At 66.6% G+C, this 24,007-nt stretch carries 24 protein-coding genes; 14 read left to right on the forward strand and 10 right to left on the reverse strand.

The genetic code is table 11. The features are described from left to right. Positions 1-17 precede the first annotated feature (17 nt). Positions 18-1,457: a GumC family protein gene (locus tag KAK88_RS11260; protein WP_242076713.1), complete on the reverse strand. Its 1,440-nt coding sequence runs from the start codon at positions 1,455-1,457 to the stop codon at positions 18-20. Between the two features lie 121 nt (positions 1,458-1,578). Between KAK88_RS11260 and KAK88_RS11265 the strand changes: the two genes are divergently transcribed. Next, positions 1,579-2,328: a polysaccharide biosynthesis/export family protein gene (locus tag KAK88_RS11265; protein WP_242076714.1), complete on the forward strand. Its 750-nt coding sequence runs from the start codon at positions 1,579-1,581 to the stop codon at positions 2,326-2,328. Between the two features lie 9 nt (positions 2,329-2,337). Here the strand turns inward: KAK88_RS11265 and KAK88_RS11270 are convergent, their stop codons facing one another. Beyond that, positions 2,338-2,643 carry a hypothetical protein gene (locus KAK88_RS11270; protein WP_039247692.1) on the reverse strand — a complete coding sequence of 102 codons (306 nt, stop codon included), beginning with the start codon at positions 2,641-2,643 and terminating at the stop codon, positions 2,338-2,340. Between the two features lie 314 nt (positions 2,644-2,957). On the opposite strand from KAK88_RS11270, the gene KAK88_RS11275 reads away from it, so the two are divergent. Further along, complete coding sequence (locus KAK88_RS11275; protein WP_045811611.1) at positions 2,958-3,542, forward strand: RcnB family protein; 585 nt, start codon at positions 2,958-2,960, stop codon at positions 3,540-3,542. Positions 3,543-3,704: 162 nt separating this feature from the next. Further along, positions 3,705-4,754, forward strand: coding sequence for an RcnB family protein (locus tag KAK88_RS11280; protein ID WP_242076715.1), 1,050 nt, complete (start codon positions 3,705-3,707; stop codon positions 4,752-4,754). A 119-nt stretch (positions 4,755-4,873) separates the two neighbouring features. Here the strand turns inward: KAK88_RS11280 and gatB are convergent, their stop codons facing one another. The 4 genes from gatB to KAK88_RS11300 all read right to left on the reverse strand — a co-directional run bounded on the left by gatB (position 4,874) and on the right by KAK88_RS11300 (position 8,779). Further along, a complete protein-coding gene (gene gatB / locus KAK88_RS11285; RefSeq protein ID WP_242076716.1) occupies positions 4,874-6,367 on the reverse strand; it encodes an Asp-tRNA(Asn)/Glu-tRNA(Gln) amidotransferase subunit GatB in 1,494 nt (497 codons plus the stop codon). Between the two features lie 2 nt (positions 6,368-6,369). Beyond that, positions 6,370-7,848 carry an Asp-tRNA(Asn)/Glu-tRNA(Gln) amidotransferase subunit GatA gene (gene gatA / locus KAK88_RS11290; RefSeq protein ID WP_242076717.1) on the reverse strand — a complete coding sequence of 493 codons (1,479 nt, stop codon included), beginning with the start codon at positions 7,846-7,848 and terminating at the stop codon, positions 6,370-6,372. A gap of 2 nt (positions 7,849-7,850) precedes the next feature. Further along, positions 7,851-8,138: an Asp-tRNA(Asn)/Glu-tRNA(Gln) amidotransferase subunit GatC gene (gene gatC, locus KAK88_RS11295; RefSeq protein WP_039247681.1), complete on the reverse strand. Its 288-nt coding sequence runs from the start codon at positions 8,136-8,138 to the stop codon at positions 7,851-7,853. A 95-nt stretch (positions 8,139-8,233) separates the two neighbouring features. Beyond that, positions 8,234-8,779, reverse strand: a complete 546-nt coding sequence (locus KAK88_RS11300) for a hypothetical protein (RefSeq protein ID WP_242076718.1) — start codon at positions 8,777-8,779, stop codon at positions 8,234-8,236. 73 nt (positions 8,780-8,852) lie between these two features. On the opposite strand from KAK88_RS11300, the gene ruvX reads away from it, so the two are divergent. From ruvX to pyrC, 4 genes are read left to right on the forward strand one after another with little or no spacing between them, the layout of a single operon-like run. After that, positions 8,853-9,332, forward strand: a complete 480-nt coding sequence (ruvX, locus tag KAK88_RS11305) for a Holliday junction resolvase RuvX (protein WP_242076719.1) — start codon at positions 8,853-8,855, stop codon at positions 9,330-9,332. Then, positions 9,329-10,252, forward strand: coding sequence for an AEC family transporter (locus KAK88_RS11310; RefSeq protein WP_242076720.1), 924 nt, complete (start codon positions 9,329-9,331; stop codon positions 10,250-10,252). The genes ruvX and KAK88_RS11310 overlap by 4 nt, the downstream gene beginning before the upstream one ends. Before the next feature lie 39 nt (positions 10,253-10,291). Further along, on the forward strand, positions 10,292-11,275 hold the full coding sequence (locus KAK88_RS11315) for an aspartate carbamoyltransferase catalytic subunit (RefSeq protein ID WP_026108614.1): 984 nt from the start codon (positions 10,292-10,294) through the stop codon (positions 11,273-11,275). Beyond that, on the forward strand, positions 11,272-12,546 hold the full coding sequence (pyrC, locus tag KAK88_RS11320; RefSeq protein ID WP_242076721.1) for a dihydroorotase: 1,275 nt from the start codon (positions 11,272-11,274) through the stop codon (positions 12,544-12,546). The genes KAK88_RS11315 and pyrC overlap by 4 nt, the downstream gene beginning before the upstream one ends. 8 nt (positions 12,547-12,554) lie before the next feature. Here the strand turns inward: pyrC and KAK88_RS11325 are convergent, their stop codons facing one another. Next, positions 12,555-13,487: a glycerophosphodiester phosphodiesterase family protein gene (locus KAK88_RS11325; protein ID WP_242076722.1), complete on the reverse strand. Its 933-nt coding sequence runs from the start codon at positions 13,485-13,487 to the stop codon at positions 12,555-12,557. Between the two features lie 128 nt (positions 13,488-13,615). On the opposite strand from KAK88_RS11325, the gene plsY reads away from it, so the two are divergent. Together plsY and dprA are read left to right on the forward strand one after the other, a co-directional pair. Further along, on the forward strand, positions 13,616-14,254 hold the full coding sequence (plsY, locus tag KAK88_RS11330; protein WP_242076723.1) for a glycerol-3-phosphate 1-O-acyltransferase PlsY: 639 nt from the start codon (positions 13,616-13,618) through the stop codon (positions 14,252-14,254). Beyond that, the gene (gene dprA, locus KAK88_RS11335; RefSeq protein ID WP_242076724.1) at positions 14,251-15,324 is read left to right on the forward strand and encodes a DNA-processing protein DprA; all 1,074 of its coding nucleotides are present in this window, start codon (positions 14,251-14,253) and stop codon (positions 15,322-15,324) included. Before plsY ends, dprA begins: the two co-directional genes overlap by 4 nt. On the opposite strand, the gene KAK88_RS11340 is transcribed toward dprA, so the two are convergent. Further along, positions 15,321-15,458: a hypothetical protein gene (locus tag KAK88_RS11340; protein WP_242076725.1), complete on the reverse strand. Its 138-nt coding sequence runs from the start codon at positions 15,456-15,458 to the stop codon at positions 15,321-15,323. The genes dprA and KAK88_RS11340 overlap by 4 nt on opposite strands. A 201-nt stretch (positions 15,459-15,659) precedes the next feature. Here KAK88_RS11340 and topA point away from each other — a divergent pair, with 201 nt between their 5' ends. The 5 genes from topA to KAK88_RS11365 all read left to right on the forward strand — a co-directional run bounded on the left by topA (position 15,660) and on the right by KAK88_RS11365 (position 22,753). Continuing rightward, complete coding sequence (gene topA, locus KAK88_RS11345) at positions 15,660-18,284, forward strand: type I DNA topoisomerase (RefSeq protein ID WP_242076726.1); 2,625 nt, start codon at positions 15,660-15,662, stop codon at positions 18,282-18,284. 199 nt (positions 18,285-18,483) lie between these two features. Next, positions 18,484-20,373, forward strand: coding sequence for a DNA mismatch repair endonuclease MutL (gene mutL / locus KAK88_RS11350; protein WP_242078592.1), 1,890 nt, complete (start codon positions 18,484-18,486; stop codon positions 20,371-20,373). 96 nt (positions 20,374-20,469) lie between these two features. Then, the gene (locus KAK88_RS11355; RefSeq protein WP_242076727.1) at positions 20,470-21,141 is read left to right on the forward strand and encodes a hypothetical protein; all 672 of its coding nucleotides are present in this window, start codon (positions 20,470-20,472) and stop codon (positions 21,139-21,141) included. Positions 21,142-21,146: 5 nt separating this feature from the next. Beyond that, entirely contained in the window at positions 21,147-22,283 is a 1,137-nt protein-coding gene (locus tag KAK88_RS11360) for an XRE family transcriptional regulator (protein WP_242078593.1), read from the forward strand. Beyond that, positions 22,283-22,753: a low molecular weight protein-tyrosine-phosphatase gene (locus KAK88_RS11365; protein ID WP_242076728.1), complete on the forward strand. Its 471-nt coding sequence runs from the start codon at positions 22,283-22,285 to the stop codon at positions 22,751-22,753. Before KAK88_RS11360 ends, KAK88_RS11365 begins: the two co-directional genes overlap by 1 nt. 34 nt (positions 22,754-22,787) lie before the next feature. Here KAK88_RS11365 and rsmD read toward each other — a convergent pair whose 3' ends face one another. Together rsmD and KAK88_RS11375 are read right to left on the reverse strand one after the other, a co-directional pair. After that, positions 22,788-23,363, reverse strand: a complete 576-nt coding sequence (rsmD, locus tag KAK88_RS11370; protein ID WP_242076729.1) for a 16S rRNA (guanine(966)-N(2))-methyltransferase RsmD — start codon at positions 23,361-23,363, stop codon at positions 22,788-22,790. After that, positions 23,363-24,004 carry a TMEM175 family protein gene (locus tag KAK88_RS11375; RefSeq protein WP_242076730.1) on the reverse strand — a complete coding sequence of 214 codons (642 nt, stop codon included), beginning with the start codon at positions 24,002-24,004 and terminating at the stop codon, positions 23,363-23,365. The genes rsmD and KAK88_RS11375 overlap by 1 nt, the downstream gene beginning before the upstream one ends. Between the last annotated feature and the right edge of the window lie 3 nt (positions 24,005-24,007).

Below are 24,007 nucleotides of genomic sequence, written 5' to 3' on the forward strand. Positions count from 1 at the left end.
GCCTAGCACGAGTTTCGCTAAGCCGCCTTGGCCGGCGCGACGGCGAGAACCGGCATGTCCAGCGTGCGGCTGACCGAGGCCGGGGTCGTGAAGCCGCGACGCGTGAACACCCGCAACAGGCCGACGCACAGGGCCGTGAAACCCGCGAACAGGAAGACCGCCGCCAGCAGCGGGATCTTCAGGCTCTTTCCGGTCGCCGGCGGCTGGGCGCGTTCGATGACGGTGACGTTGTCGGCGCCGGCGGCGACCAGCGCGTTGTCGGCGCGGCTCTGGGTTTCGCGCTGCTGGAACTCCCGGATGGAGGCGCTCAGCACTTCGCGATTGCCGGCCAGGGTCGTGTTCTCGGATTCCAGCGCCGTCAGCCGCGTCTGCCGCGAACGGATGTCGGCCAGCTGCCGATCCAGCACCGCCAGACGCGCCGCCAGCGAGTCCCGCTCGGCCCGGGTGTTGATCCGCGTGGTTTCCAGCTCGGTCCAGACGGGGTTCGGTCCGGTGCGGACCTCCTTGGCTCCGACGGCTGTGCCGGTCGCAACATAGGCTTGCAGTTGGTTGATCCGCGCTTCGATGTCCTTCACCGGCTGGGCGTCGGGCTGATAGCGTGACAACAGTTGCTCGCGCTCGGTGCGCAGTTGCAGCACCTGGTCCTGGGCCGAAATGTTCAGATCCTGCTGCAGCGCCACCTCCGCCGGGGTTCCCGCCTGCTGCGCGATCAGGGTGTTCAGCCGCTGGGCGGTCTGGTTCAGCTGGCTCTGCGTCGACATCCGGTCGGTGAAGACCGTCTGATAGGTCGCCGCCAACGTCGCCTTGGCCGCCGTGAAGTCGCCGATGTCGTTGGACGCCAGGAAGGCCTCGTAGGCGCGGTCCGCATTGCCGAGCTCATCCTCGAAGGCGATGCGCTGGCTGGCGATGGCCGGCGTCTTGTCCTGGAAGACTTCGCGGCGGTAGATCAGATATTGCTCGATGATTGTGTTCAGGACCCGGGCCGCGCGTTCGGGATCGTCGGCCTTGTAGGTCAGATGGATGACCGCGCTGCCCGGCGCCGTGGCGACGCCCAGGCCGCCGCCGACGGCCTTCAGCGCAGCGGACCGCGCGGCCTGCGGACTGCCCTTGTGCGGCTCGCCCAGGATGGCGGCCGGGCCCAGGGCATCGACCACCTTCTGGCGAACAGCGCTTGAACCCAGGATGGCGGCTTCGGAGTTGGCGACCTCGTCGCCCTGCGGCGCTTGGCCCCGCTCGGCCGTGCCGACGCGCGGTTGATAGACGTATTCCTGACCCACGCCTGCGAACACCGAGCCGGTGGCGGTGTAGCTCTTCTTCAGCGTCATGGCGGCGGCGAACCCCAGCCCCAGGATCACCACGAAGACGACGATCATCAGCAGCAATTCGCGGAACAACAGGCCGATCACGTCCAGAACGCCGTAGCGCGGCCTTGTGGTGACGTGGGCGGTGGAGCGCATCGGGCGGGCCGAATCCCTTGAAAGGCGTGTTGTCTTCACCCTTCGCCCACCGGCGTTAACTGATGGTTACCCATAACCGGCGAGGTTGGCTCAAATCCCTCGTCGAGGCCGACCGATTCCCATGCTGACCGATCGCCGCCTGTTTCTGCTGACCCTGGGTTCAGCCTCCATCGCCGCCTCGCTGGCGGCCTGCGGCGGGGCCGGCGGCGTTCGCGATCCCCGGCGCGTCGATCGGTCGCCCTACGACGACCTCGCCGGCCTGGCCTTCGCCCCCTGGACGGATCAGGAACCGGAATATCTGCTGTATCCTGGCGACGAAATCGAGGTGGCGACGCCGACGGCCTCGGAGTTGACCCGGACCCTCAAGGTCAGTCCCGATGGTCGTATCGCCCTGCCCCTGATCGGATCGGTCATGGCGGCGGATCGCACCCTGCCCCAGCTTCAGCAGGTCGTCTCTGCGGCCTATGCGACCCAGTTGGTGCGCCCTGTTGTCGAGGTCACCCTGCGTCAGGCCGGGCCGATCCGCGTCTGGGTCGACGGCGAGGTGCGCAACCCGGGGGTCTTCGAAATGATCGGCGATCTGGACGCCTATCAGGCGGTGATCCAGGCCGGCGGCTTCGCCCCGACGTCGCGTCAGGACAGCGTGGCCCTGATCCGTCGAGGGCCCGGCGGATCACGCATGATGCGGGTGGTGGACCTGCGTCCCCGTCGCGGCGAGGTCGTGGCCTTGCGGCGCGGCGACATCGTCTTCGTACCGCGTTCGACACTGGGCGAGCTGGCGGCCTTCTTCACCCAGGTGCGCGCCGCGCTGCCGATCGGCTTCAGCTATTCGATCAACGGATCGAACGGCAACGGCTACGCCCAGTTCTGAGCCAGCCGCTTAGGCGACCAGCTGAACCACGCCCTGGTCGATGTAGCGCCGCGCGGCCTTCTGGGCTTCGGCGATCTCCTCGCGTTCCATCTCCAGGCTCATCTCGCGGCGGTAGACGCGCGCCTCGATCGAACCCTTCATGGCCGCCAGGTTGAAGATCATGTGGGCCGACACCCGGTCCATCGGGCAACCGCCCGATCCGGCCGAGTACATCATGCCCAATTTGAACAAGTCGTCGCCGGACATGTCCGGGGTCGGCAGGGGCAGACCGTCGTCGTGGGCCTGCAGGTCGTGCGCCATTTCTTGCGCGTTCATCACCGTATCTCCTCAACGGGCGCCCTTCTGGACCCGCCTCTGAGACGCCATCAAATACCGGTGGTTTGAAGTTAAAGTTAACGGCGAGAGGCCTTCCACGCACTTTTCAGTAAAGCAGAAATGAATACTTCCGACGCGATTCAGATCTCGGAAATCTCTGATAAATCTCTCGTTTACGCCTCGCAGGCGCGGCCTACGCGCGCTGCAAACCTGACGGGATCGTTCAGCGGGCATTCAGGCGCGAAATCCGACCTTGCTCATCATTAACGGGTCGGATCGGCACATCCGTCGGCGGCCCAGAATGGAGCACGAAGATGAACCGCCTCACCAAGGCCGCCGTCGTCGCCCTCGCCCTGTCGACCACGGCCGTGCCGATGCTCGTCCAGGCCCAGGACCGCGACCGCCGCGAGTATCGTCAGGATCGTCGTGACGACCGCCGCGACTTCCGTCAGGAACGCCGTGAAGATCGCCGCGACTGGCGCGACGGTCGCTATGACAGCCGCCAGGACTATCGCCGGGACCGCCGCGACGACCGTCGTGACTATCGCGACGAACGCCGGGACGACCGTCGCGATTGGCGCAACGACCGCTGGGACCGCAATAACAGCAACTGGTGGCGCGGGCGCTCGGACTTCCGTGGCTACAACGGTCCGCGCGCAGGCTACTGGTACGCCCCCAGCTATGGCTACTATCGGGTCGAGCCGCGCTACAGCAACTATCGCTGGCGCACCGGCGGTTATCTGCCCTACCAGTATCGCAACTACTATGTCCGCGACCCCTATGTTTACGGTCTTCGCGAAGCGCCGCGCGGCTATCGCTACGTCCACGCCGGCAACGATATCCTGTTGATCGCTGTGGCCAGCGGCCTGATCGCCAGCGTCCTCTCGGGCGTCTATTAAGCCTCGCCATAACCGGACGATCGAACCCCGCAGGTCTTGCCTGCGGGGTTCTGCTTTTTCGGACAGTCCCTTGATTGCGAACGGTGTTCAGCCTGGGTTCATCGCCACGGATCGATGATCGTCTCAAGCCGCCGGAGACCCGGCGTGCAGGAACGAAAGACCATGAAACGCCTCCTGATGGCTTTCACCGCCATCGCCGCCGTCGCCGGCCCGCTTGCAGCTCCGATGCAGGCCCTCGCCCAAGAACAGGAACAGGCTCAACAGGGTCAGGCTCAGCAGGAACGACCGCAGCGCGAAGGGCGGGCCCGCGGCATGAACCGGCCCGAGCGTCCGCAGATGGGTCGTGAAGACGGACCGCGCGAGCCTCGCCCCGAACGTCCCAGCCGCCCCGCAAACGATACGCCCCGTGCCGAGCGCCCGTCGGGTGGCGAACGGCCCAATGCGGCCGGCCAGCGTCCGGATCGTCCCGAAGGCGGTTGGAACCGGCCCGATCGTCCGAACACCGGCGGCCAGCGTCCGGATCGTCCCGTAGGCGGTTGGAACCGTCCCGATCGTCCGAACACCGGCGGCCAACGCCCAGACCGGCCCGAAGGCGGCTGGAACCGTCCTGATCGTCCGAACACCGGCGGCCAACGTCCAGACCGACCCGAAGGCGGTTGGAACCGACCCGATCGCCCGAACACCGGCGGCCAACGTCCAGACCGCCCCGAAGGCGGCTGGAACCGACCCGACCGGCCCGACCGCCCAAATACGGGCGGCCAACGTCCAGACCGTCCCGGTAACGGCTGGAACCGTCCCGACCGTCCGGGCTCGGGCTGGAACAACGGTCGTGACCGCGACCGTCAGCACCGTGAGTTCCGCCAGCGCTTCAACGGCGATCAGTGGCGGCGCGACTTCTATCGCAACCACCGCTCGGACTGGTGGCGCAACGATCGGCGCTTCAGGGGATACAACGGCGTGCGCGTCGGCTTCTACTTCGCGCCGGGCTGGGGCTACTACAGCGTGCCACGCTCCTACTGGGGCCGGTCGTGGTCGGTCGGCCAGTACCTGCCGGAAGCCTTCTGGCGCTATCAGTTGAACGACTGGCGCACCTACGGCCTGGGCTATCCGCCGGAGGGCACACGCTGGGTCTCGGTCGACAACACCCTGTATCTGATCGACGAATACGACGGCTACATCATCGACGTCATCCGCGACGCCTGGCGCTGGTAAGAACAAAGGCCCGGAGAGCAATCTCCGGGCCTTTATCGTGCAGTTTGTCGCTCAAGCAGCGAGGACCGCGTCGCGAGCGTTAGCGACAAGCCGGGGTTTGGGGGCCGCAGCCCCAAGCATCAGAGCCCCAGCTTGGCCTTCAGGATGTCGTTGACCGCCGCCGGGTTGGCCTTGCCGCCCGTGGCCTTCATGACCTGACCGACGAACCAGCCGATGGCCTGGGGCTTTTCAGCCACCGCCGCCGCCTTGTCCGGATTGGCGGCGATGATCTCGTCCACGGCCTTTTCGATGGCGCCGGTGTCCGTGACCTGTTTCAGGCCGTGCTTCTCGACCACCTCGGCCGGCGAGCCTTCGCCGTTCCAGACGTGATCGAAGACCTCCTTGGCGATCTTGGACGAGATGACGTTCGTCTCGATCAACTCCACCAGCTGCGCGACGTGCGCCGCCGGCAGCGGGTTCTCGCTGAAGTCCTTGCCCTCGGCCGCCAGGCGCGCCGACACCTCGTTGGTGACCCAGTTCGACACCAGTTTGGCGTCCCGCCCCTTGGCGGCGGCTTCGAAATAGTCGGCCTTGGCCTGTTCCGAGATCAGCACGATGGCGTCGTATTGCGACAGGCCATAGTCGGCCATCAGACGCTTGCGCTTGTCGTCCGGCAGCTCGGGCAGCAACGCCTTGATCTCGGCGATCCACGCCTCTTCCAGATCCAGCGGCAGCAGGTCGGGATCGGGGAAGTAGCGATAGTCCTGCGCCTCCTCCTTGGACCGCATCGAGCGCGTCTCGCCGGCCGTCGGGTCGTAAAGGCGCGTCTCCTGGGTGATCGAACCGCCGTCTTCCAGGATCTCGATCTGGCGGCGCGCCTCATACTGGATCGCCTGAGAAATGAAGCGGAAGCTGTTGACGTTCTTGATCTCGCAGCGCGTGCCGAGATAGCTGAAGTCGCCCGTTTCCTTGAACTTGTCGTAGTTCCCGGCCCGGCAGACAGACACGTTTACGTCGGCTCGTAGATTGCCCTTCTCCATGTCGCCGTCGCAGGTGCCCAGATAGATCAGGATGGTCCGGATCTTCTTCACATAGGCCACCGCCTCGTCCGGCGTGCGCAGGTCGGGACGAGAAACAATCTCCATCAGCGCCGTGCCGGCCCGGTTCAGGTCGACGTAGCTTTCGGTCGGCGACAGGTCGTGGATCAGCTTGCCCGCATCCTGCTCCAGGTGCAGCCGCTCGATGCCGACGTTGAAGAAGCTGCCGTCCTCGGCCTCCACCTCGACCACGCCCTCGCCCACGATGGGGTAATAGAGCTGGCTGATCTGATAGCCGGTCGGCAGGTCGGGATAGAAGTAGTTCTTGCGGTCGAACTGGCTGCGGCGGTTGATCTGCGCGCGCAGGCCCAGGCCCGTCTTCACCGCCTGTTCGACGCAGTGTTTGTTCAGCGTCGGCAGCATGCCGGGAAAGCCCGCATCGACCAGCGACACCTGCTCGTTCGGTCCCGCGCCGAAGCCGACGGCGGCGCCGGAGAACAGCTTGGCCTTCGACGCCACCTGGGCGTGGATTTCCAGGCCCATGACGATTTCCCAATCGCCGGTGCGGCCTTTGATGGTCTTGGTATTGTCGCTCATGCTCACCACCACTTGCCCGGCTTGGCCGTGAAGCCCGCCGCCCGTTCCAACGCGGCGCCGACCTGGAAGACCGTCGCCTCGTCCAGCGCCTTGCCGATGACCTGCAGCCCCAGCGGCAGGCCGCCGGCGTCCACGCCCGCCGGGACCGAAATGCCCGGCAGGCCGGCCAGATTGGTCGTCACCGTGAAGACGTCGTTCAGATACATGGTCAGCGGGTCGATCTGCTTGTCGCCCAGCGCGAACGCAGCCGACGGCGTCGACGGCGTCAGGATGGCGTCCACCTGGCCCCAGACGTTGTCGAAGTCCTCGGCGATGCGGCGACGCACCTTCAGCGCCTTGACGTAGTAGGCGTCGTAGAAGCCGGCCGACAGCACATAGGCGCCGATGGTCAGGCGACGTTGGACCTCCTTGCCGAAGCCCTCGGCGCGCGAGGTCGCATACAGGTCGTCCAGCGACTTGAAGTCCTCCGCCCGATGCCCGAACCGCATCCCGTCGTAGCGGGCCAGGTTCGACGAGGCCTCGGCCGGCGCCACGATATAGTAGGTCGGCAGGGCGTAGTTGGTGTGCGGCAGGCTGATCTCGACGATCTCGCAGCCGGCGTCCTTCAGCCAGGCCACGCCCTGATCCCACAGGGCCTGAATCTCGGCCGGCATCCCGTCCACGACATATTCGCGCGGCACGCCGATGCGCAGACCCTTGACCGATTGGCCGACCGATTGGGTCCAGTCGGGCGTCGGGATGTCCAGGCTGGTCGAATCCTTGGCGTCGAACGAGCACATGGATTGCAGCAGCAAGGCCGCGTCCTCGACCGTCTTGGTGATCGGCCCGGCCTGGTCCAGCGATGAGGCGAAGGCCACCATGCCGAAGCGGCTGGCGCGGCCATAGGTGGGCTTGATCCCGACCGTGCCGGTGAAGGCGGCGGGCTGGCGGATCGAACCGCCGGTGTCCGATGCGGTGGCGGCCAGGCACAGGTCGGCCGCCACGGCCGAGGCCGAACCGCCCGACGAACCGCCCGGCGTCAGCTCGGCGTTCGAGCCGGTTGATTTCCACGGGTTCTTCACCGGACCAAAGGCCGAGGTCTCGTTGGACGAGCCCATGGCGAACTCGTCCATGTTCAGCTTGCCCAGCATGACTGCCCCGTCGCGCCACAGGTTGGCGGTGACGGTCGATTCATAGGGGGGCGTGAAGCCGCGCAGCATGTTGGACCCGGCCGTCGTCTGCACGCCCTCGGTGCAGAACAGGTCCTTGATCCCCAACGGCGCGCCTTCCAGCGCCCCGGCCTGGCCGGAGGCGATACGGGCGTCCGACGCGCGCGCCATGTCCATGGCCTTGTCCGCCGTCACCTCGACATAGGCGTTCAGGGTCGGATTGGCGGCCTCGATCGTGGTCAGAAAGGCCTGGGTGATTTCGGCCGAGGTGAAGTCCTTGGCCTTTAGTCCGTCGACGGCGCCCTTCAGGGTCAGTTTGGTCAGGTCGCTCATGACTATTCGACCACCTTGGGCACGACGAAGAAGCCGTCCGCCGACTTGGGCGCATTCGACAGGACCGCATCGACCTTCGCGCCATCGGTGACGACGTCGTCGCGCAGGCGTAGCGGCTGGGCGACGTTCGAGGTCATCGGCTCCACGCCTTCGACATCCACCTGATCCAACTGCTCGATCCAGGCCAGGATGCCGTTCAGCTCCTGCGCCAGCGGCTCCAGCCGGTCCTCGGGGGTCTTGATGCGGGCGAGATGCGCAACCTTGCGCACCGTCGCAGCGTCGATGGCCATGCGGCCCTCCAACACACAAAATGAAAACGAAGCGGTCGGATTAGCCGCACGCTTTGGGATTCACAAGGATCAGCCACCCGTCGTCAGGCGTGATCTCACTGCGACGTGCTGACGGACACCGCGTCGGGCGGGGTCTCGCCGCTCGGGGGGAAGTCGATCTGAACCGTCCGCTCCACCTTCAGGATGTCGCCGTTCGGCCCCGCCGTGTCCTGACGCACCGACAGGACCACGCGACCGGCCCTTGCCTCAACGACCTTCCATTCGGCGTAGTCGCCTAAAGGATAGGCGCGCCAGCCCTCTGCCGGGCCGCCAAACAGGGCGAAATAGGTCACCAGGCCATTCACCGCCGGATCGCCGCCCGACAGGCTGAAGACCTTGGCGCTCTGGTCCGGCAGAGCCAGCAACTGCGACACGTCGGCCGCCGTGCCGATCTCTTCGCGTGCAGCAGCCGCGCGCCGTTCGGCAGGCCCGACCGGCTTGGTGGTCGGGGGCGTGACCGCGCGTGTGATGGCGGCCGGCGTCGGCGCGGCTGCCGCAGTCTGGGTATCCTGTGCGGTCGGGGTCCTGGCCGGCGTATCGGACTGTCCGCAACCACTCAGCACAAGCCCGAAAGCCGTCATCGCTGCTGTCGCTATGCGCATATCATCGTCCTTCCTGTCCATCATCGTCACCATCGCCTTTGACTTCGGCCCGCGCCAGTCCTAACCGCAGGCCGTGCCCGTCCTCGACCTCCTCGACCTGCCCGCCGCCTGCCCGCCCGACACGCCGTGGATGGGGCTGGATTTGGGCGAAAAAACTATCGGCGTCGCCGTGTCGGATTCCACCCGCCTGATCGCCTCGCCCCTGGAGCTGGTCCGCAAGTCAAAGTTCACGCTTGAAGCCGAACACCTGTTCAAACTGATGGCGCATCGCAAGGTTTCGGCCCTGGTCATCGGCCTGCCCGCCAACATGGACGGCACGGAAGGCCCGCGCGCCCAGTCGTGCCGCGCCTTCGCCCGCAATCTGGAGCGGCTGCGGCCCGTCAACATCGCCTTCTGGGACGAGCGGCTGTCCACCAGCGCCGTCGAGCGTTTCCTGATCGAGGATCTGGACCTGAACCGCAAACGCCGCGCCCAGGTCGTGGACCGCACCGCCGCCGCCTGGATTCTGCAAGGGGCGCTTGATCGGGTTCGGGATCAGGCGACCTGGGTTTGACGGCCCTGATCGCCGGCGTCCTGCCGGTCTTTCTGATGATCGCCCTGGGCTACGGCTTGCGAAAGTCCGGCTTCCTGCCCGACGAGGCGTGGCGGCCGATCGAGAAGCTGTCGATCAACATCTTCTACCCCAGCTTCCTGATCCCCGCGATCTGGCACGCCGACCTCGCCGGCGGCGGCGCGACCGTGGCGGGCGCGGCGGCGGTCGGGGCGACCCTGATCGTGGCGGCGGCGACCCTGGCGGCCAAGCCCCTGATCACACTGGACGGCCCGGCCTACACCAGCGTCTTTCAGGGCGTGATCCGCTGGAACAGCTTCGTCTTCGTGCCGGTGATCCAGTCGGTCTATGGCTCGGAAGGCACGGCGCTGGCCGCGGTCGCCATCGCCTTCATCATTCCCGTCACCAACATCGCCTGCGTCGCCGTGCTGGCGAAATGGGGTTCGCTGCGCCGCGAGCCGTCGGTGGTCGGGCTGATCAAGTCGATGCTGGCCAATCCGATTCTGCTGGCCTGCCTGATCGGCCTGGCGCTGAACCTGTTGCGCGTCCCGCTGATCCCGGGCCTGTCGGATGCGATGGACCTGCTGGGCGCCGCCGCCCTGCCGCTGGGCCTGATCGTCGCCGGGGCGGGTCTGTCCTTCGCCGAGGTCAAACGCCGCCGCACCACCATCGCCGCTGTCAGCCTGGTCAAGCTGGGCGTCATGCCGCCGCTGATGTGGTTCATCGCCTGGGCCCTGGGCGGCGACAGTCTGGCGCAGGGCATCGCCCTGATCTGCGGCGCGGCTCCCGGATCGGCCGCCTCCTACATCCTGGCGCGTCAGATGGGCGGCGACGCCCCCCTGATCGCCGGCGTCATCGCCCTGACCACCGTGGGCAGCGCCGTGGTCATTCCCATTCTGCTGGCCCTGTTCCACTTCACCTGACTGGCGTTCAGACCGAGTCGCGCCTATAGCCGCGTCTCGATGACCCAGCCCGCTCAAGTCACCGATCAGACCATCCGCGACCGGCTGGTTCCGTTCCCAAAACCGCACTTCCTGGCCGCATCGGACCTCGATCCGTATGTGACGCCGCAGTTGCTGGACCTGGGCGACGCCTTCGTCGACTTCAATCGCCAGTCGTCCAAGGCCCTGGACCTGCTGCACGGCCGCACGGTCGTGAACCTGTTCTTCGAGAACTCAACCCGCACCAGTTCCTCTTTCGAAATCGCCGCCAAGCGGTTGGGCGCCGACGTCGTGACCATGCCGGTCGCCGCCTCTTCGGTGAAGAAGGGCGAAACCCTAATCGACACGGCGGTCACCCTGAACGCCATGAAGCCCGACATCCTGGTCATCCGCCACTCGGCCTCGGGCGCGGCCGAACTGTTGAGCCAGAAGGTGGGCTGCGCCGTCGTCAACGCCGGGGACGGCCGCCACGAACACCCGACCCAAGCCCTGCTTGATTTGCTGTCCATGCGCCGCGCTTTCGGCGATGTGACCAGCCTGACCGTCGCCATCTGCGGCGACATCACCCACAGCCGCGTGGCGCGGTCGAACGTCGCCCTGCTGCAGATGATGGGCGCGCGGGTCCGCCTGATCGGCCCGCCGACTTTGGTGCCCGGCGACGCCGATCGCTGGGGCTGCGAAGTCTTCCATGACATGCGTGAGGGTCTGAAGGGCTGCGACGTGGTCATGATGCTGCGGCTTCAACTGGAGCGGATGGCCGGCGCCCTGGTCCCCTCGACCCGTGAATATTTCCGCTTCTGGGGCCTGGATCGCGAGAAGCTGGCCTGGGCCAATCCGGGCGCGCGGGTCATGCACCCCGGCCCGATGAACCGTGGCGTCGAAATCGATTCCGACGTGGCTGACGACCTGGATGTCTCTCTGATCCAGGATCAGGTCGAGATGGGCGTCGCCGCCCGCATGGCCGTGCTGGCCTCCCTCTCCGCCCGTTGGGGAGACGCCCGATGACCACCGTCGCCATCATCAACGCCCGTTTGCTGGACCCCGCGTCCGACTATGACGGCCCAGGCGGCCTGTTGATCCAGGACGGCCGCATCAGCCGCGTCATCCATGGCCCGACGCCGGACCTGGCGGCGGATCAGATCATCGACGCCGACGGCTTCTGCCTCGCGCCCGGCCTGATCGACATCCGGGTCAAGACCGGCGAACCCGGCGCCGAGCCGAAGGAGACGCTGAAGTCCGCCAGCCTGGCCGCCGCCGCCGGGGGCGTGACGACCATCGTCGTCCAGCCCGACACCGACCCCGCCGTCGACGACCCCGCCATGATCGATTTCATCCAGCGGCGCGGCGCGGCGCTGAACCTCGTCAACGTCCGCGCCGCCGGCGCCGCGACCAAGGCTCTGGACGGTCAGCGCATGGCCGAGATCGGCCTGATGGACGAGGCCGGCGCCCTGTATTTCACCGACGGCGACAAAGTCATCGTCAACAGCCGCACCTTGCAACGGGTGATGAGCTACGCCGCCGCCTTTAACGCCCTGATCGCCTGCCGCCCGGCCGATCCCTGGCTGACGGAAGGCGCGGTCGCCGCCTCCGGCGAACTGGCCACGCGCCTGGGCCTTTCCGGCAGCCCCGCCATCGCCGAGCGGATCGGGCTGGAGCGCGATCTGGCCCTGGTCGAACAGACCGGCGCGCGGTTCCTGGTGGATCAGATTTCGACCGAGGGCGCGCTGGACACCCTGGCCCGCGCCCGCGCGAAGGGGCTGGAGGTCGCCGTCAGCGTCTCGATCAACCACCTGTGCTTCAACGAGGTGGACATCGGCGATTATCGCACCTTCTACCGGCTGGACCCGCCGCTGCGCTCCGAAGCCGACCGCCAGGCCCTGATCGAGGCCGTGCGGGAGGGCCTGATCGACGTCATCACCTCCGCCCACGCTCCCGCCCCGGCCGAGGACAAGCGCCGCCCGTTCGCCGAGGCCGCGCCCGGCGCGATCGGCCTGGAGACCCTGCTGCCCGCCGCCCTGACCCTGCATCACGAAGATGGTCTGGACCTGCTCGACGTGTTGCGTCCGCTGACCCAGGGCCCCGCCGCCCTGCTCGGCCTCGACGCCGGCGTCCTGGCCGAGGGCGCCCCTGCTGACATCATCCTGTTCGACGCCGGCGCCCCCGTCATCATCGACGCGGACGCCCTTCACTCCAAGTCCAAGAACTCGCCCTTCGACGGCCGCCGGCTTCAGGGCAAGCTGATCGGAACCTGGGTGAACGGTCGCAAGGTCTTCTGAAGATCAGCTCAGCGCGGCCGCGCGCACGTCGCGGCCTTGGCCACCTCGGCGCCCAGCACCGACTTGACGGCCAGCGGCGTGTCGGTGGCGATGACGGTCACGCCCTGGCGCACCAGATCGCGGTATTCCGAAACGTCGCCATCGGCGGCGTAGCGGTCGTCGCGGCGCATGCCCTCGGCGCCCAATGTGCCGAACTGAACCTCGACCCCGGCCTCACGCAGGGCGCGCCACAGCGCCGGACGCTCCTCGCGCGTGCCGGTCCAGGCCAGGATCTGCGCCGGGTTCAGCCCGCTCAGGTTATCCACGCCGCTTAACCCGGCCGAGATCATCATCTCCGGCGCCATAGCCGCCACCGCCCGCGCATCGGCGTCATTATAGGTGATCAGGATCACCCGGTTTCCGGCCCGCGACTGGCGCACCTGATCGATCACGGCTCGCGCCAGATCGACCGTGGTTTCGCCGTCGGCAGGCTTCAGGTCGATGCTGGCGATGGCGCCCACGCGTCCGGCGGCGTCCAGCGCCTCGCCCAGCGTCGGCGGCGCGGCGCGCGTCAAGGCGCCGTTCGACGCCTTCAGCCGCGCCTGTTTCACCTGGGCCAGCGTCAGGTCCGCGACCCGCCCGCGCCCCGTGGTCGTCCGGTCCATGGTGTCGTCATGCATCAGAACCAGCTGACGGTCCTTGGTCAGGACCGCGTCCAGCTCCAGGATCGCATTGGGGATCGCCCGGCCTGTCGCCTCGATGGCGGCGATGGAGTTCTCTGGCTGGTCCAGCGCCGAAACCGCCCGGTGCGCCGAAATCGCCACGCCGCCGTCCCGCACGCAGTCGAAATAGGCCGCCATCGCCGGACCCGAGGGCGGCGCAGACGCCACCGGCGGAGCGCCCACGCAACCTGTCGTCGAAAGCAGCAGCAGGGTCGCGGCGGCGGCGGAAATACGGGTCATGGATCGGCTCCGGAAAGACGCGCGGACCAAACGCTGCGCCGATCATCGGGTCAAGAGGTCGGATCGCCCTTGCTCCCGACCGCCCCGCGACGCATTTTGCCGCAACGACACGCGGGGAGCGAATCAACGTGCAGGATCTAGTGGCCCCAGCTTTCGGGACCTTGGCGCTGGTGGCGCTGGGCGGCTATCTGCTCGGCTCGGTTCCGTTCGGCGTGGTGATCACGCGTGCAGCCGGCGCCGGCGACGTGCGCAATATCGGCTCGGGCAATATCGGCGCGACCAATGTCCTTCGCACCGGCCGCAAGGATCTTGCCCTGGCCACCCTGCTTCTGGACGCCGGCAAGGGCGCGGTCGCCCTGCTGATCGCCCGTCATCTATTCGGCAGCGAACTGGCCGGCGCCATCGCCGGCGGCGCGGCCTTCCTGGGCCACCTCTTTCCCGTCTGGCTGGGCTTCAAGGGCGGCAAGGGCGTCGCCACCTTCTATGGCCTGCTGCTGGCCGCCGCCTGGCCGCTGGGCCTGATGGCGGGGGCGGTCTGGCTGCTCTGCGCCTTCCTGTTCCGCTATTCGTCGCTGGCGGCGCTCATTTCATCGGCGACCGCGCCGCTGCTGGCCCTTCTGCCGCTCGCTGTCGTCGGCCTGCCGGTCAGCCTGCCCATCCTCACCCTGACCGTCTTCGCCGCTATCCTGATCTGGGTTCGACATCACCAGAACATCGCCCGGCTGCTTAAGGGCGAGGAACCGCGCATCGGGGCCAAGAAGGCGTGAGCCTGGACCCGGCCGAACGCCTCGCCCGGCTGCGGCTCGCCCGCACCGACCGCATCGGCCCCGTCGCCTTCACCCAACTGATCGGCCGCTACGGCTCGGCCCTCAGTGCGCTGGACACCCTGCCCGATCTGGTGCGCAAGTTCGGCGCCGCCTCCGTTCCGCCGCCCGTCGAGACGGTCGAACGCGAAATCGCCGCCGGCGACGCCATCGGAGCCCGCCTGCTGGTGCTGGGCGATCCCGAATATCCCGAGATGCTCGCCGCGCTCGATCCGCCGCCGCCGATTTTGTGGACGCGCGGTCGCGTCGATCTGCTGAACCAGCCCAGCGTCGCCATCGTCGGCGCCCGCATCGCCTCGGCGGGCGGCCAGCGGATCGCACGCGGTCTGGCGCAGCAACTCGGTCAGGCCGGCCATATCGTCGTCTCGGGCATGGCGCGCGGCATCGACGCCGCCGCCCACGAAGGCGCCCTGGCGACCGGGACCGTCGCGGTCCTGGGGGGCGGGGTGAACGACATCTATCCGTCCGAACACGCCGACCTCTACGCCCGCCTGACGGAACAAGGCTGCGTCGTCTCCGAAAGCCCGGTCGGCGCTCGCGCCCAGGCGCGCGATTTCCCGCGCCGCAACCGCATCATCTCGGGCCTGTCGCGCGGGGTTGTGGTCGTTGAAGCCGAGGTCCGGTCCGGTTCCCTGATCACCGCTCGTCTCGCCGCCGAACAGGGCCGCGATGTCTTCGCCGTGCCCGGATCGCCGCTGGATCCCCGCGCGCGCGGTCCGAACGAACTGCTGCGTCAGGGCGCCATCCTGTGCGAGGGGATCGAGGACATCGACCGCGCCTTCAACACCCTGCGCACCCTTCGCGAGCCGCCTGCCGATCCGTTGCGATTCGACGGCGACCTCGACGACGCCTTACTCGACCGCGTCGCCGCCCTGCTGTCGCCAACCCCGACGCCGCGCGACGAGATCGCCCGCGCCCTGAACGCCCCGGTGTCCCAGGTCGCCGCCGCCCTGCTGGAGCTCAGCCTGACCGGCCGCGCCGACCTGCTGGCCGGAGGTCTCGCTTCGCTCTAGGCCGGCGGATGACCCGCCACGGCCGCCGCCTGTTCCAGCAAGACGGCCAGCCGCACGTCGCCTTCTTCCCGCGCCAGCCGCGCCATTTCCAGCGCCATGGTGCCGATGTATTCCCTTACAGCAAAAAGCTTCATGTCGGCCTCACCGTGAACGTCGTGGTTAGGTTGCGTCTTACCCAATGTCGCACCTCCTCTGAGAGACGGATCAATCTCAGCGAGAAAGTAGCACAACTATTTAGCATCGAAAGCACTATCTAGAGATGTAAGACGGCAGGTGCGATTGACTCACGGCTCCGCTCCAACCACGTTCGCGCCCCTTCCCGAGACCGGACCGTTATGAACCTCGTCATCGTCGAGAGCCCCGCAAAGGCCAAGACCATCAATAAGTATTTGGGCTCGGACTATGAGGTCCTGGCCTCGTACGGCCACGTGCGCGATCTGCCGTCCAAGGATGGCTCGGTCCTGCCCGACGACGACTTCTCCATGCATTGGGAAGCCGACGCCAAGGGCGCCAAACGCCTGTCCGAAATCGCCGAGGCAGCCAAGCGCGCCGACCGCGTCATCCTGGCGACCGACCCCGACCGCGAAGGGGAGGCCATCAGCTGGCACGTGCTGGAAGTGCTGAACAAGAAGAAGGCGCTGAAGGACACCCACGTCGAACGCGTCACCTTCAACGCCATCACCAAGTCCGCCGTGCTCGACGCCATGGCCAATCCGCGTCAGATCGACATGGAGCTGGTCGAAGCCTATCTGGCCCGCCGCGCGCTGGACTACCTCGTCGGCTTCACCCTCTCGCCAGTCCTGTGGCGCAAGCTGCCGGGCGCCCGCTCGGCCGGCCGCGTCCAATCCGTGGCGCTGCGCATCGTCGTCGATCGCGAGATGGAGATCGAGAAGTTCAAGGCTCAGGAATACTGGTCTATCGAGGCCGACCTGAACGCCGACAGCCCGCCCTTCACCGCTCGCCTGGTCAAGCACGCCGGCAAGCGCATCCAGCGTCTGGACATCAAGGACGAGGCGACGGCTTCCGCCGCCCGCGCGGCCATCGCCGCCGGCGACTTCACCATCAATGCGGTCGAAAAGAAGCCCGTTCGCCGCAATCCGGCCCCGCCCTTCACCACCTCGACCCTGCAGCAGGAAGCGGCGCGCAAGCTCGGCTTCTCGGCCCAGCGCACCATGCAGGCGGCGCAGAAACTGTATGAAGGCGTCGACGAGACCGGCGGCCTGATCACCTATATGCGGACCGACGGCGTCCAGACCACGCCGGAGGGCATCGCCCAGGCGCGCGAGGTCATCAGCCAAGCGTTCGGCCCGGCCTTCGTCCCGCAAGAACCGCGCTACTACAAGACCAAGGCCAAGAATGCTCAGGAAGCGCACGAAGCGATCCGGCCGACCAACATCGCCCGCCATCCCGACAGCCTGCGCCTCGAATCCGATCTTCAGCGCCTCTATGAACTGATCTGGAAACGGATGGTCGCCTCGCAGATGGAGGCGGCCCGGATGGACCGCACCACCGTCGACATCGAGACCGCCGACGGCCAGACGGGTCTGCGCGCCACCGGCCAGGTCGTCACCTTCGACGGCTTCCTCGCCGTCTATGAGGAAGGCCGCGACGAAAAGCAGAAGGGCGCCGAAGACGACGAGAGCGACGACACCAGCCGCCTGCCGTCTCTGAAGGAAGGCGCCAAGGCCAAGGTCGACGCCATCCGCACCGACCAGCATTTCACCGAACCGCCCCCGCGCTATTCGGAAGCCACCCTGGTCAAGAAGCTGGAAGAGCTGGGCATCGGCCGACCCTCGACCTACGCCTCGACCCTGTCGACCCTGCGCGACCGCGAATACGTCCGCGTCGACAAGAACCGCTTCTATCCCGAGGACAAGGGACGGCTGGTCACGGCCTTCCTGGAGCAGTTCTTCAGGAAGTGGGTCGAATACGACTTCACCGCCGCGCTGGAGACCCAGCTCGACGAGGTCTCGGCCGGTCAGCTGGACTGGAAGGTGCTGCTGCGCAACTTCTGGCAGGACTTCCACGCCGCGACCCAAGCCGCCGGCGAACTGCGCACCACCGCCATTCTGGACGCCCTGAACGAAAGCTTGGGCGCCCACATCTTCCCGGACAAGGGCGACGGGACTGATCCGCGCGAGTGCCCCCTGTGCCACCAGGGTCAGCTTAGCCTGAAGACCAGCCGCTTCGGCGCCTTCATCGGCTGCGATCGCTATCCCGAGTGCAAATACACCCGTCCCGTCGCCAGTCCGTCGGCTGAGGACGGCTCGGCCGAGAGCGGTGATCGCGAACTGGGCGTCGATCCGGAGACGGGCCAGCCGGTCCAGCTGAAGATCGGCCGCTTCGGCCCCTATGTCGAAATCACGCCGCCCGAGGGCGACAAGCCCAAACGCTCGTCCCTGCCCAAGGGCTGGTCGCCGGCCTCCCTGACTCTGGACCAGGCCCTGCGCCTGCTGGCCCTGCCGCGCGAGGTCGGGGTCCACCCCGAGGACGGCAAGATGATCACGGCGGGCCTGGGCCGTTACGGACCCTTCGTCCTGCACGCCGGCACCTACGCCAATGTGTCTGACATCGACGAGGTGTTCGAAGTCGGCCTGAACCGCGCCGTCGCCCTGCTGGCGGAAAAGCGCGCCGGTCGTCCCGGCCGCGGCGCGGCTGCGGCTCCGCTCAAGGACCTGGGCGCCCACCCGGAAACGGGCGAGCCGATCCACGTCATGGCCGGCCGCTTCGGCCCTTACGTCAAGTCCGGCAAGATCAACGCCACCCTGCCGAAGGGCACGGCGCCCGAAGACCTGACCCTGGAAGACGCCCTGCCTCTTCTGGCCGCCAAGGCCGGCGCCGCGCCCAAGAAGAAGGCGCCCGCCAAGAAGGCCGCCGCTCCGAAAAAGGCCGCCGCCAAGAAACCAGCCGCCAAGAAGGCTCCGGCGAAGAAGGCCGCCAAGTCCAAGACCGAAGACTGATCCCCCTCCCGTTGGGAGAGGGCTTGAGCGCCCGAGAGCGTCAGCGATCGGCCTGCGCGCGAAAGGGTGAGGGTCGCGGTGTTGCGAACTGGCCCACCGCCCGACCCTCACCCGGCCCTTCGGGCCACCCTCTCCCAACGGGAGAGGGAAAGGATCGTGCATGGCGCGAATCCCCCCCGCGCCCTATCTTCACCTGCTCATGCCCATCCGCCGCCTTTCCCCCGAAACCGTCAACCGCATCGCCGCCGGCGAGGTGGTCGAGCGGCCGGCCAGCGCCATCAAGGAACTGGTCGAGAACGCCCTGGACGCCGGCGGCCGCAACATCGAGATCCAGGCCGACGGCGGCGGCCTGTCGCGCATCCTGATCGCCGACGACGGCAAGGGCATTCCGCGCGAGGAACTGCCGCTGGCCATCGAGCGCCACGCCACCTCCAAGCTTGAGCCGGACGACGCCGGCGACGTCGACCTGCTGCGCATCCACACCCTGGGCTTCCGGGGCGAGGCCCTGCCTTCGATTGGCTCGGTCGCCCGCCTGTCGATCACCACCCGATCCCGCGACGAAACCGACGCCTGGGCCATCACGGTCGAGGGCGGCGAGACCCGTCCCCTGGCCCCCGCCCCCTTCCCCGGCCCGCACGGCGCGCGGGTCGAGGTGCGCGACCTCTTCTACGCCACCCCCGCCCGGCTCAAGTTCATGAAGTCCGAGCGGTCCGAGGCCATGGCCATCTCAGAGGAGATCAAGCGCCAGGCCATGGCGCACGAGGCCGTCGCCTTCACCCTGTCGCTGGACGGCAAGGTCACCCTGCGCCTGCCCGCCGAACACCCCGGCGACGAAGGCCGGCTGAAGCGGCTGTCCGCCCTGCTGGGCCGCGACTTCGAGGCCAACGCCCTGTTGATCGATCAGGAACGCGACGGCGTGCGCCTGTCGGGCTATGCGGGCCTGCCCACCTATTCGCGCGGCAATGCGGCGCATCAGTATCTGTTCGTCAACGGCCGCCCGGTGAAGGACCGGCTGCTGCAAGGCGCCCTGCGCGGGGCCTACGCCGACTTTCTGGCGCGCGACCGGCATCCGGCCGCCGTCCTGTTTCTCGACATCGATCCGCTCTATGTCGACGTCAACGTCCACCCCGCCAAGGCCGAGGTCCGGTTCCGCGATCCGGCCCTGGTGCGCGGCCTGATCGTCGGCGCCCTGCGGCACGCGCTCCACGCCGCCGGCCATCGCGCCTCGACAACCGTCGCGGCCGACGCCCTGTCGGGTTTTCAGCCCCACACCGGTGTCGCATCCGGCCCCGCCTACAGCCCCAGCGCCCCGTCGGCGCAAGGCTTCAGCGGCTGGACCGGCTGGTCCCAGCCCGCTGCGGCCGCGCAAGTTCTCCCCGGCCTCAACGAACGCAGCGCCCGCGTCGAACCCAGCTGGGACGGCCCCGCATGGCCGTCGCCATCCGCCGATGCCTCCCCGATCAGTCACGAGCCACGATTCACCGCTCACGCTCCGGCCGACCCCCTTGACTACCCCCTGGGCGCCGCGCGGGGGCAGCTCCACGCCAACTACATCGTCGCCCAGACCCGCGACGGCCTGGTCATCGTCGATCAGCACGCGGCGCATGAGCGGCTGGTCTATGAACGGATGAAGGCCCAGATGGCCGAGGGGTCCGTGACCCGCCAGGCCCTGCTGACGCCCGAGGTGGTCGATCTGGACCCCGCCGAGGCCGAGCGCGTCGCCGGGCGGGCCGAGGAACTGGCCGAGATGGGCCTGATCGTCGAGGCCTTCGGCGCCGGCGCCGTCCTGGTGCGCGAGACCCCGGCCATGCTGGGCGATACGGATGTTCAGGGCCTGATCCGCGACATCGCCGACGACCTGTCCGAACACGGCCAGGCCCTGTCGCTCAAGGAACGTCTCGCCGCCATCTGCGGAACCATGGCCTGCCACGGCAGCGTCCGCTCAGGCCGCGTCCTCTCGGCGCCGGAGATGAACGCCCTGCTCCGCCAGATGGAAGCCACCCCCCACTCCGGCCAATGCAACCACGGCCGCCCGACCTATGTGGAGCTGAAGCTGCACGATCTGGAGAAGCTGTTCGGGAGACGGTGAGGAAATTCGACACATTTTTAAGCTCGATCAGGAATCCACTTGACGCGAGATACCATTTTCGGGAATTCCCTTGCACAGCGAAGCAGAGGAGCACTCGTGTCAGTCTTCCAATCTCAACTTGAAGACGCCTTTCCCGCATCGACTGATGCGGCTGTCATTCTAGGAGTTAAACAGGGCGTCCTTCTGGCAAACGCTGCACTTGAGAATGAACTGTTTCTCGCGACGCCTGTGGGACGTGATTTGCGCGGCCATCTCAGACGTGCGGCGGTCCTTTTCCGCATCCATGAACTCTGCAAAAATGGAGATCTCCCTTTCAATTCGTCGATTGACCGAATGCCTCGGGGGGGCGGCCATTGGGTCGAACTTCATTCTGGCAATTTCCGTGCTCACATTTGCCGAGCCGATGGACCAGCCGCCTTCCCTGAGGACACTCCCACTCGACAAGATCAGCGACATTCAAACCAGTTGGACTTGTTTGCTGACAACGTTGTTCTGTTGCCAGGCACGGAAAATCTAGCGAACTGCTACGCTTGGTTGACCTTCGGCGTTGAAGGCTCCTCTTTGGGTCACGTTTGTTGGGCAATGCCAAAAGCGACGCGCGATGAATGGTTGGCTCGGATCAATGTAATCGAGCGGGCGGCACGCAACTCGGCAACAGCAAAAGAGCCGGAAGCCCCTACCAAGGCTATGCGCCTTCGTTTCCGCGAGCACATTGAGGAATCGCTTCAGAAAAGCGAGGACAGCGATAACGCTAAGAAGACTGAGTGATTTTCATGAGTGTCGGTGCTGGGACCGAAAGGCAGACAGCCAAGCCTATCCCGGAGCGTATCCGAGAGGCGCGGGAAGCGCGCGGCTATAGCGCAGAGATTTTCGCTGAACGGTTGGGCGTCACGCGCCAAGCTGTCGCTCAATATGAAACAGGCCAAGCCTCTCCAAGCGGAGAGGTTATGAGAAAGATTGTGGTTGAGACTGCCCAACCTGTGGCATTCTTTACCACAATGCCCTCGCGTGCCGGAGAACCTAAGTCACCCTTCTTCCGCAGCCTGAAGCGAATGGAGCAGCAGCAGCGCAAGCGTATCATTCGTCGCCTGCAATGGGCTGGCGACATTACAACTATGATAAGCCGGTTCATAGACTTGCCACAGCTTAGCTTACCGACCGTATGGTTCGACGCTGATCGAGACGACGTTGAAGAAATCGAAGCTGCTGCCGAAGCCCTTAGAGATCATTGGAATTTGGGAAGAGGCCCCATCCGCGATCTTGCAGAAGTTCTCGAACGACATGGCGTGATTTTAGTTCGAGAACGCGTTGACTGCTTAGATATGGATGCCGTTAGTTGCTGGATCGGGGGCCGAGCCTTTATTCTCCTATCAGCCGAAGTCACAAGCGGGCCAAGAGACAAGTTCAATCTCGCACACGAGCTTGGACACTTGGTTATGCACTCTGATGTCGAGATCAACTCTGACAATCTAGATCGAATCGAGCGACAAGCTAACCGGTTCGCGAGTGCATTCCTCATGCCATCAGAGTCGTTTAGCCGAGAGGTACTTGGAACTTCGATTGACTATTTCTTAGCTCTCAAAGAGCGCTGGGGAGTATCTATCGTCGCAATGGCTTATCGATGCCGCGACCTGAACATCCTCTCAGAAAATCAGTTCTCGTACATATTTAGGCAGATGAACGCCCGAAAGATTAGAAAAGTAGAACCTCTTGACGATTATTTCCCCGTAGCCAAACCCAACGTCTTGCAACAGGGAATTGAGATGCTTGTTGAGCATGGCGTTTTCACGAGAGAGCAGATTGAAAGCTCTCTCTCCATGAACATGGCGGATGTAGAGTCTTTATCCGGCGTGAATTCGGGATATTTGGACCGACGGATTGTAAAATTACAATTCGCCAACCAAAACTGATGAGCAGCCACCGGGGACCGCCCTCCATCCTCTTCGTCTGCCTCGGCAACATCTGTCGCTCTCCCCTCGCCGAGGCCGCCCTGCGCGCCGAGGCTGAGCGGCTCCGGCTCGACCTGATCGTCGATTCCGCCGGGACCGGGGACTGGCATGCGGGCGAGGCGCCGGACCCGCGGGCGCAGGCGACGGCGCGACGTCATGGGGTCGAGATTTCGGGGTTGAAGGCGCGGCAGGTGACGCAGGCGGACTTTCGCCGCTTCACCCACGTCATCGCCCTGGACCACGACAATCTGAAAAACCTGCGCCGCCTGCGTCCCGCCGATGCGACCGCCGAGCTCAGCCTGCTGCTCGACCACGTCCCCCGCCGCGAGGGTCAGGCCGTCGCCGACCCCTATTTTGGCGACGACGACGGTTTCGAAATCACCTGGGCCGAGGTGACGGCGGCGGCGAAAGCTTTGGTCGCCAAGCTGTAACCCCCACCCGTTGAGAGACGGGCAGCGTCGCCAATCACTCGGCTGTCGGCGAAACCTTCAGGAACAGCACCCTGGCTGCGCCATAGTCACGCGCGTCCAGCCGCTGATAGCCGGGGGTGTCGATCTCCGGCTCGTCGGAACCGCGCTCGAACACCACCAGGGCGCCGGGCTTGAGCCAGCTTCCCTCGATCAGCCGCGCCAGCGTTTGTTCCCCCAACCCCTTGGCATAGGGCGGGTCCAGAAACGCCAGGTCGAACGCCTCGGCGATCGGGCCGGGCCGCACGCCCAGGTCCGTCGCGCTTCGGCGATGCACCCGCGTGCATCCCATCAGCCCATAGGCGTCGGCGTTCTCACGGATCGCGCCGCGCGCCCCGTCGTCCGTCTCGACGAACAGGCAGAAGCCCGCGCCCCGGCTGACCGCCTCGAACCCCAGGGCGCCCGAACCGGCGTACAGGTCGATGACCCGCAAGCCTTGCAGGCTCTCGCCCCAGGCGGCGTGTTCCAGCACGTTGAACACGGCCTGGCGCGCGCGGTCCGAGGTCGGACGCGTGCCCTGCCCCTCCGGCGCGACGATGGCCCGGCCCTTCAGACTTCCGGCGACGATCCGCATCAGGCCGTTCCGCCAAAACGGCGTCCGACCCAGACCCGGCCGGCGATCAACAGACCCAGCGCCAGCGCCGTCATGGCCGCCAGCAGCCCCACGCCCCGCGCCATCAGAAAGAAGCTCAGCGCGCAGGCCAGCCCGGGCATCAGGGCATGGGTCACGACCACCGTGGCGCGCACCGCCCAATGCGGCCGCGGCCGGATCGCATCGGTCACGAAGGCGGCCCAGCCATAGGCGCCGGCATGCATCACGCCGACCAGCGCCACCAGGCTCAAATAGATCCAGGCCCCCTCGCCGTTGCGCGGCTGTTCGTAGAGCAGGGTCGTGGCGAACGGCATCAGCACCACCCCCGCCAGGGCCAGCATGTTGAACAGCATCACCCCGTTGCTGAACCCGGTCATGCGGGCGAACACTCGCCGGTGCGTGTTCCAGAACACGCCGATGATGGCGAAGCTCAGCGCGAAGGCCGTGAACATCGGCCACCGCTCGGCCCACAGGCTGGCCCACTGTCCGTTCCAGCCTTCGGGCACATGCAGTTCGATGGCCAGCAGGGTGATGGCGATGGCGAACACCCCGTCCGAGAACAGCAGCAGCCGGTCCAGGCTGTGATCCTTTTGCGGAACAACGTCCGCCGTCTGGTCGGTCATGTC

This window comes from Brevundimonas diminuta (genome assembly GCF_022654015.1).
In the GTDB taxonomy this organism is placed as follows: Bacteria; Pseudomonadota; Alphaproteobacteria; order Caulobacterales; family Caulobacteraceae; genus Brevundimonas; species Brevundimonas diminuta_C.

Coding starts and splice junctions, on each gene's coding strand:
- KAK88_RS11260 (WP_242076713.1), bottom strand. CDS start 1,457: ATGCGCTCCACCGCCCACGTCACCACAAGGCCGCGCTACGGCGTTCTG.
- KAK88_RS11265 (WP_242076714.1), top strand. CDS start 1,579: ATGCTGACCGATCGCCGCCTGTTTCTGCTGACCCTGGGTTCAGCCTCC.
- KAK88_RS11270 (WP_039247692.1), bottom strand. CDS start 2,643: ATGAACGCGCAAGAAATGGCGCACGACCTGCAGGCCCACGACGACGGT.
- KAK88_RS11275 (WP_045811611.1), top strand. CDS start 2,958: ATGAACCGCCTCACCAAGGCCGCCGTCGTCGCCCTCGCCCTGTCGACC.
- KAK88_RS11280 (WP_242076715.1), top strand. CDS start 3,705: ATGAAACGCCTCCTGATGGCTTTCACCGCCATCGCCGCCGTCGCCGGC.
- gatB (WP_242076716.1), bottom strand. CDS start 6,367: ATGAGCGACAATACCAAGACCATCAAAGGCCGCACCGGCGATTGGGAA.
- gatA (WP_242076717.1), bottom strand. CDS start 7,848: ATGAGCGACCTGACCAAACTGACCCTGAAGGGCGCCGTCGACGGACTA.
- gatC (WP_039247681.1), bottom strand. CDS start 8,138: ATGGCCATCGACGCTGCGACGGTGCGCAAGGTTGCGCATCTCGCCCGC.
- KAK88_RS11300 (WP_242076718.1), bottom strand. CDS start 8,779: ATGCGCATAGCGACAGCAGCGATGACGGCTTTCGGGCTTGTGCTGAGT.
- KAK88_RS11315 (WP_026108614.1), top strand. CDS start 10,292: ATGACCCAGCCCGCTCAAGTCACCGATCAGACCATCCGCGACCGGCTG.
- pyrC (WP_242076721.1), top strand. CDS start 11,272: ATGACCACCGTCGCCATCATCAACGCCCGTTTGCTGGACCCCGCGTCC.
- KAK88_RS11325 (WP_242076722.1), bottom strand. CDS start 13,487: ATGACCCGTATTTCCGCCGCCGCCGCGACCCTGCTGCTGCTTTCGACG.
- KAK88_RS11340 (WP_242076725.1), bottom strand. CDS start 15,458: ATGAAGCTTTTTGCTGTAAGGGAATACATCGGCACCATGGCGCTGGAA.
- topA (WP_242076726.1), top strand. CDS start 15,660: ATGAACCTCGTCATCGTCGAGAGCCCCGCAAAGGCCAAGACCATCAAT.
- mutL (WP_242078592.1), top strand. CDS start 18,484: ATGCCCATCCGCCGCCTTTCCCCCGAAACCGTCAACCGCATCGCCGCC.
- KAK88_RS11360 (WP_242078593.1), top strand. CDS start 21,147: ATGAGTGTCGGTGCTGGGACCGAAAGGCAGACAGCCAAGCCTATCCCG.
- KAK88_RS11365 (WP_242076728.1), top strand. CDS start 22,283: ATGAGCAGCCACCGGGGACCGCCCTCCATCCTCTTCGTCTGCCTCGGC.
- rsmD (WP_242076729.1), bottom strand. CDS start 23,363: ATGCGGATCGTCGCCGGAAGTCTGAAGGGCCGGGCCATCGTCGCGCCG.
- KAK88_RS11375 (WP_242076730.1), bottom strand. CDS start 24,004: ATGACCGACCAGACGGCGGACGTTGTTCCGCAAAAGGATCACAGCCTG.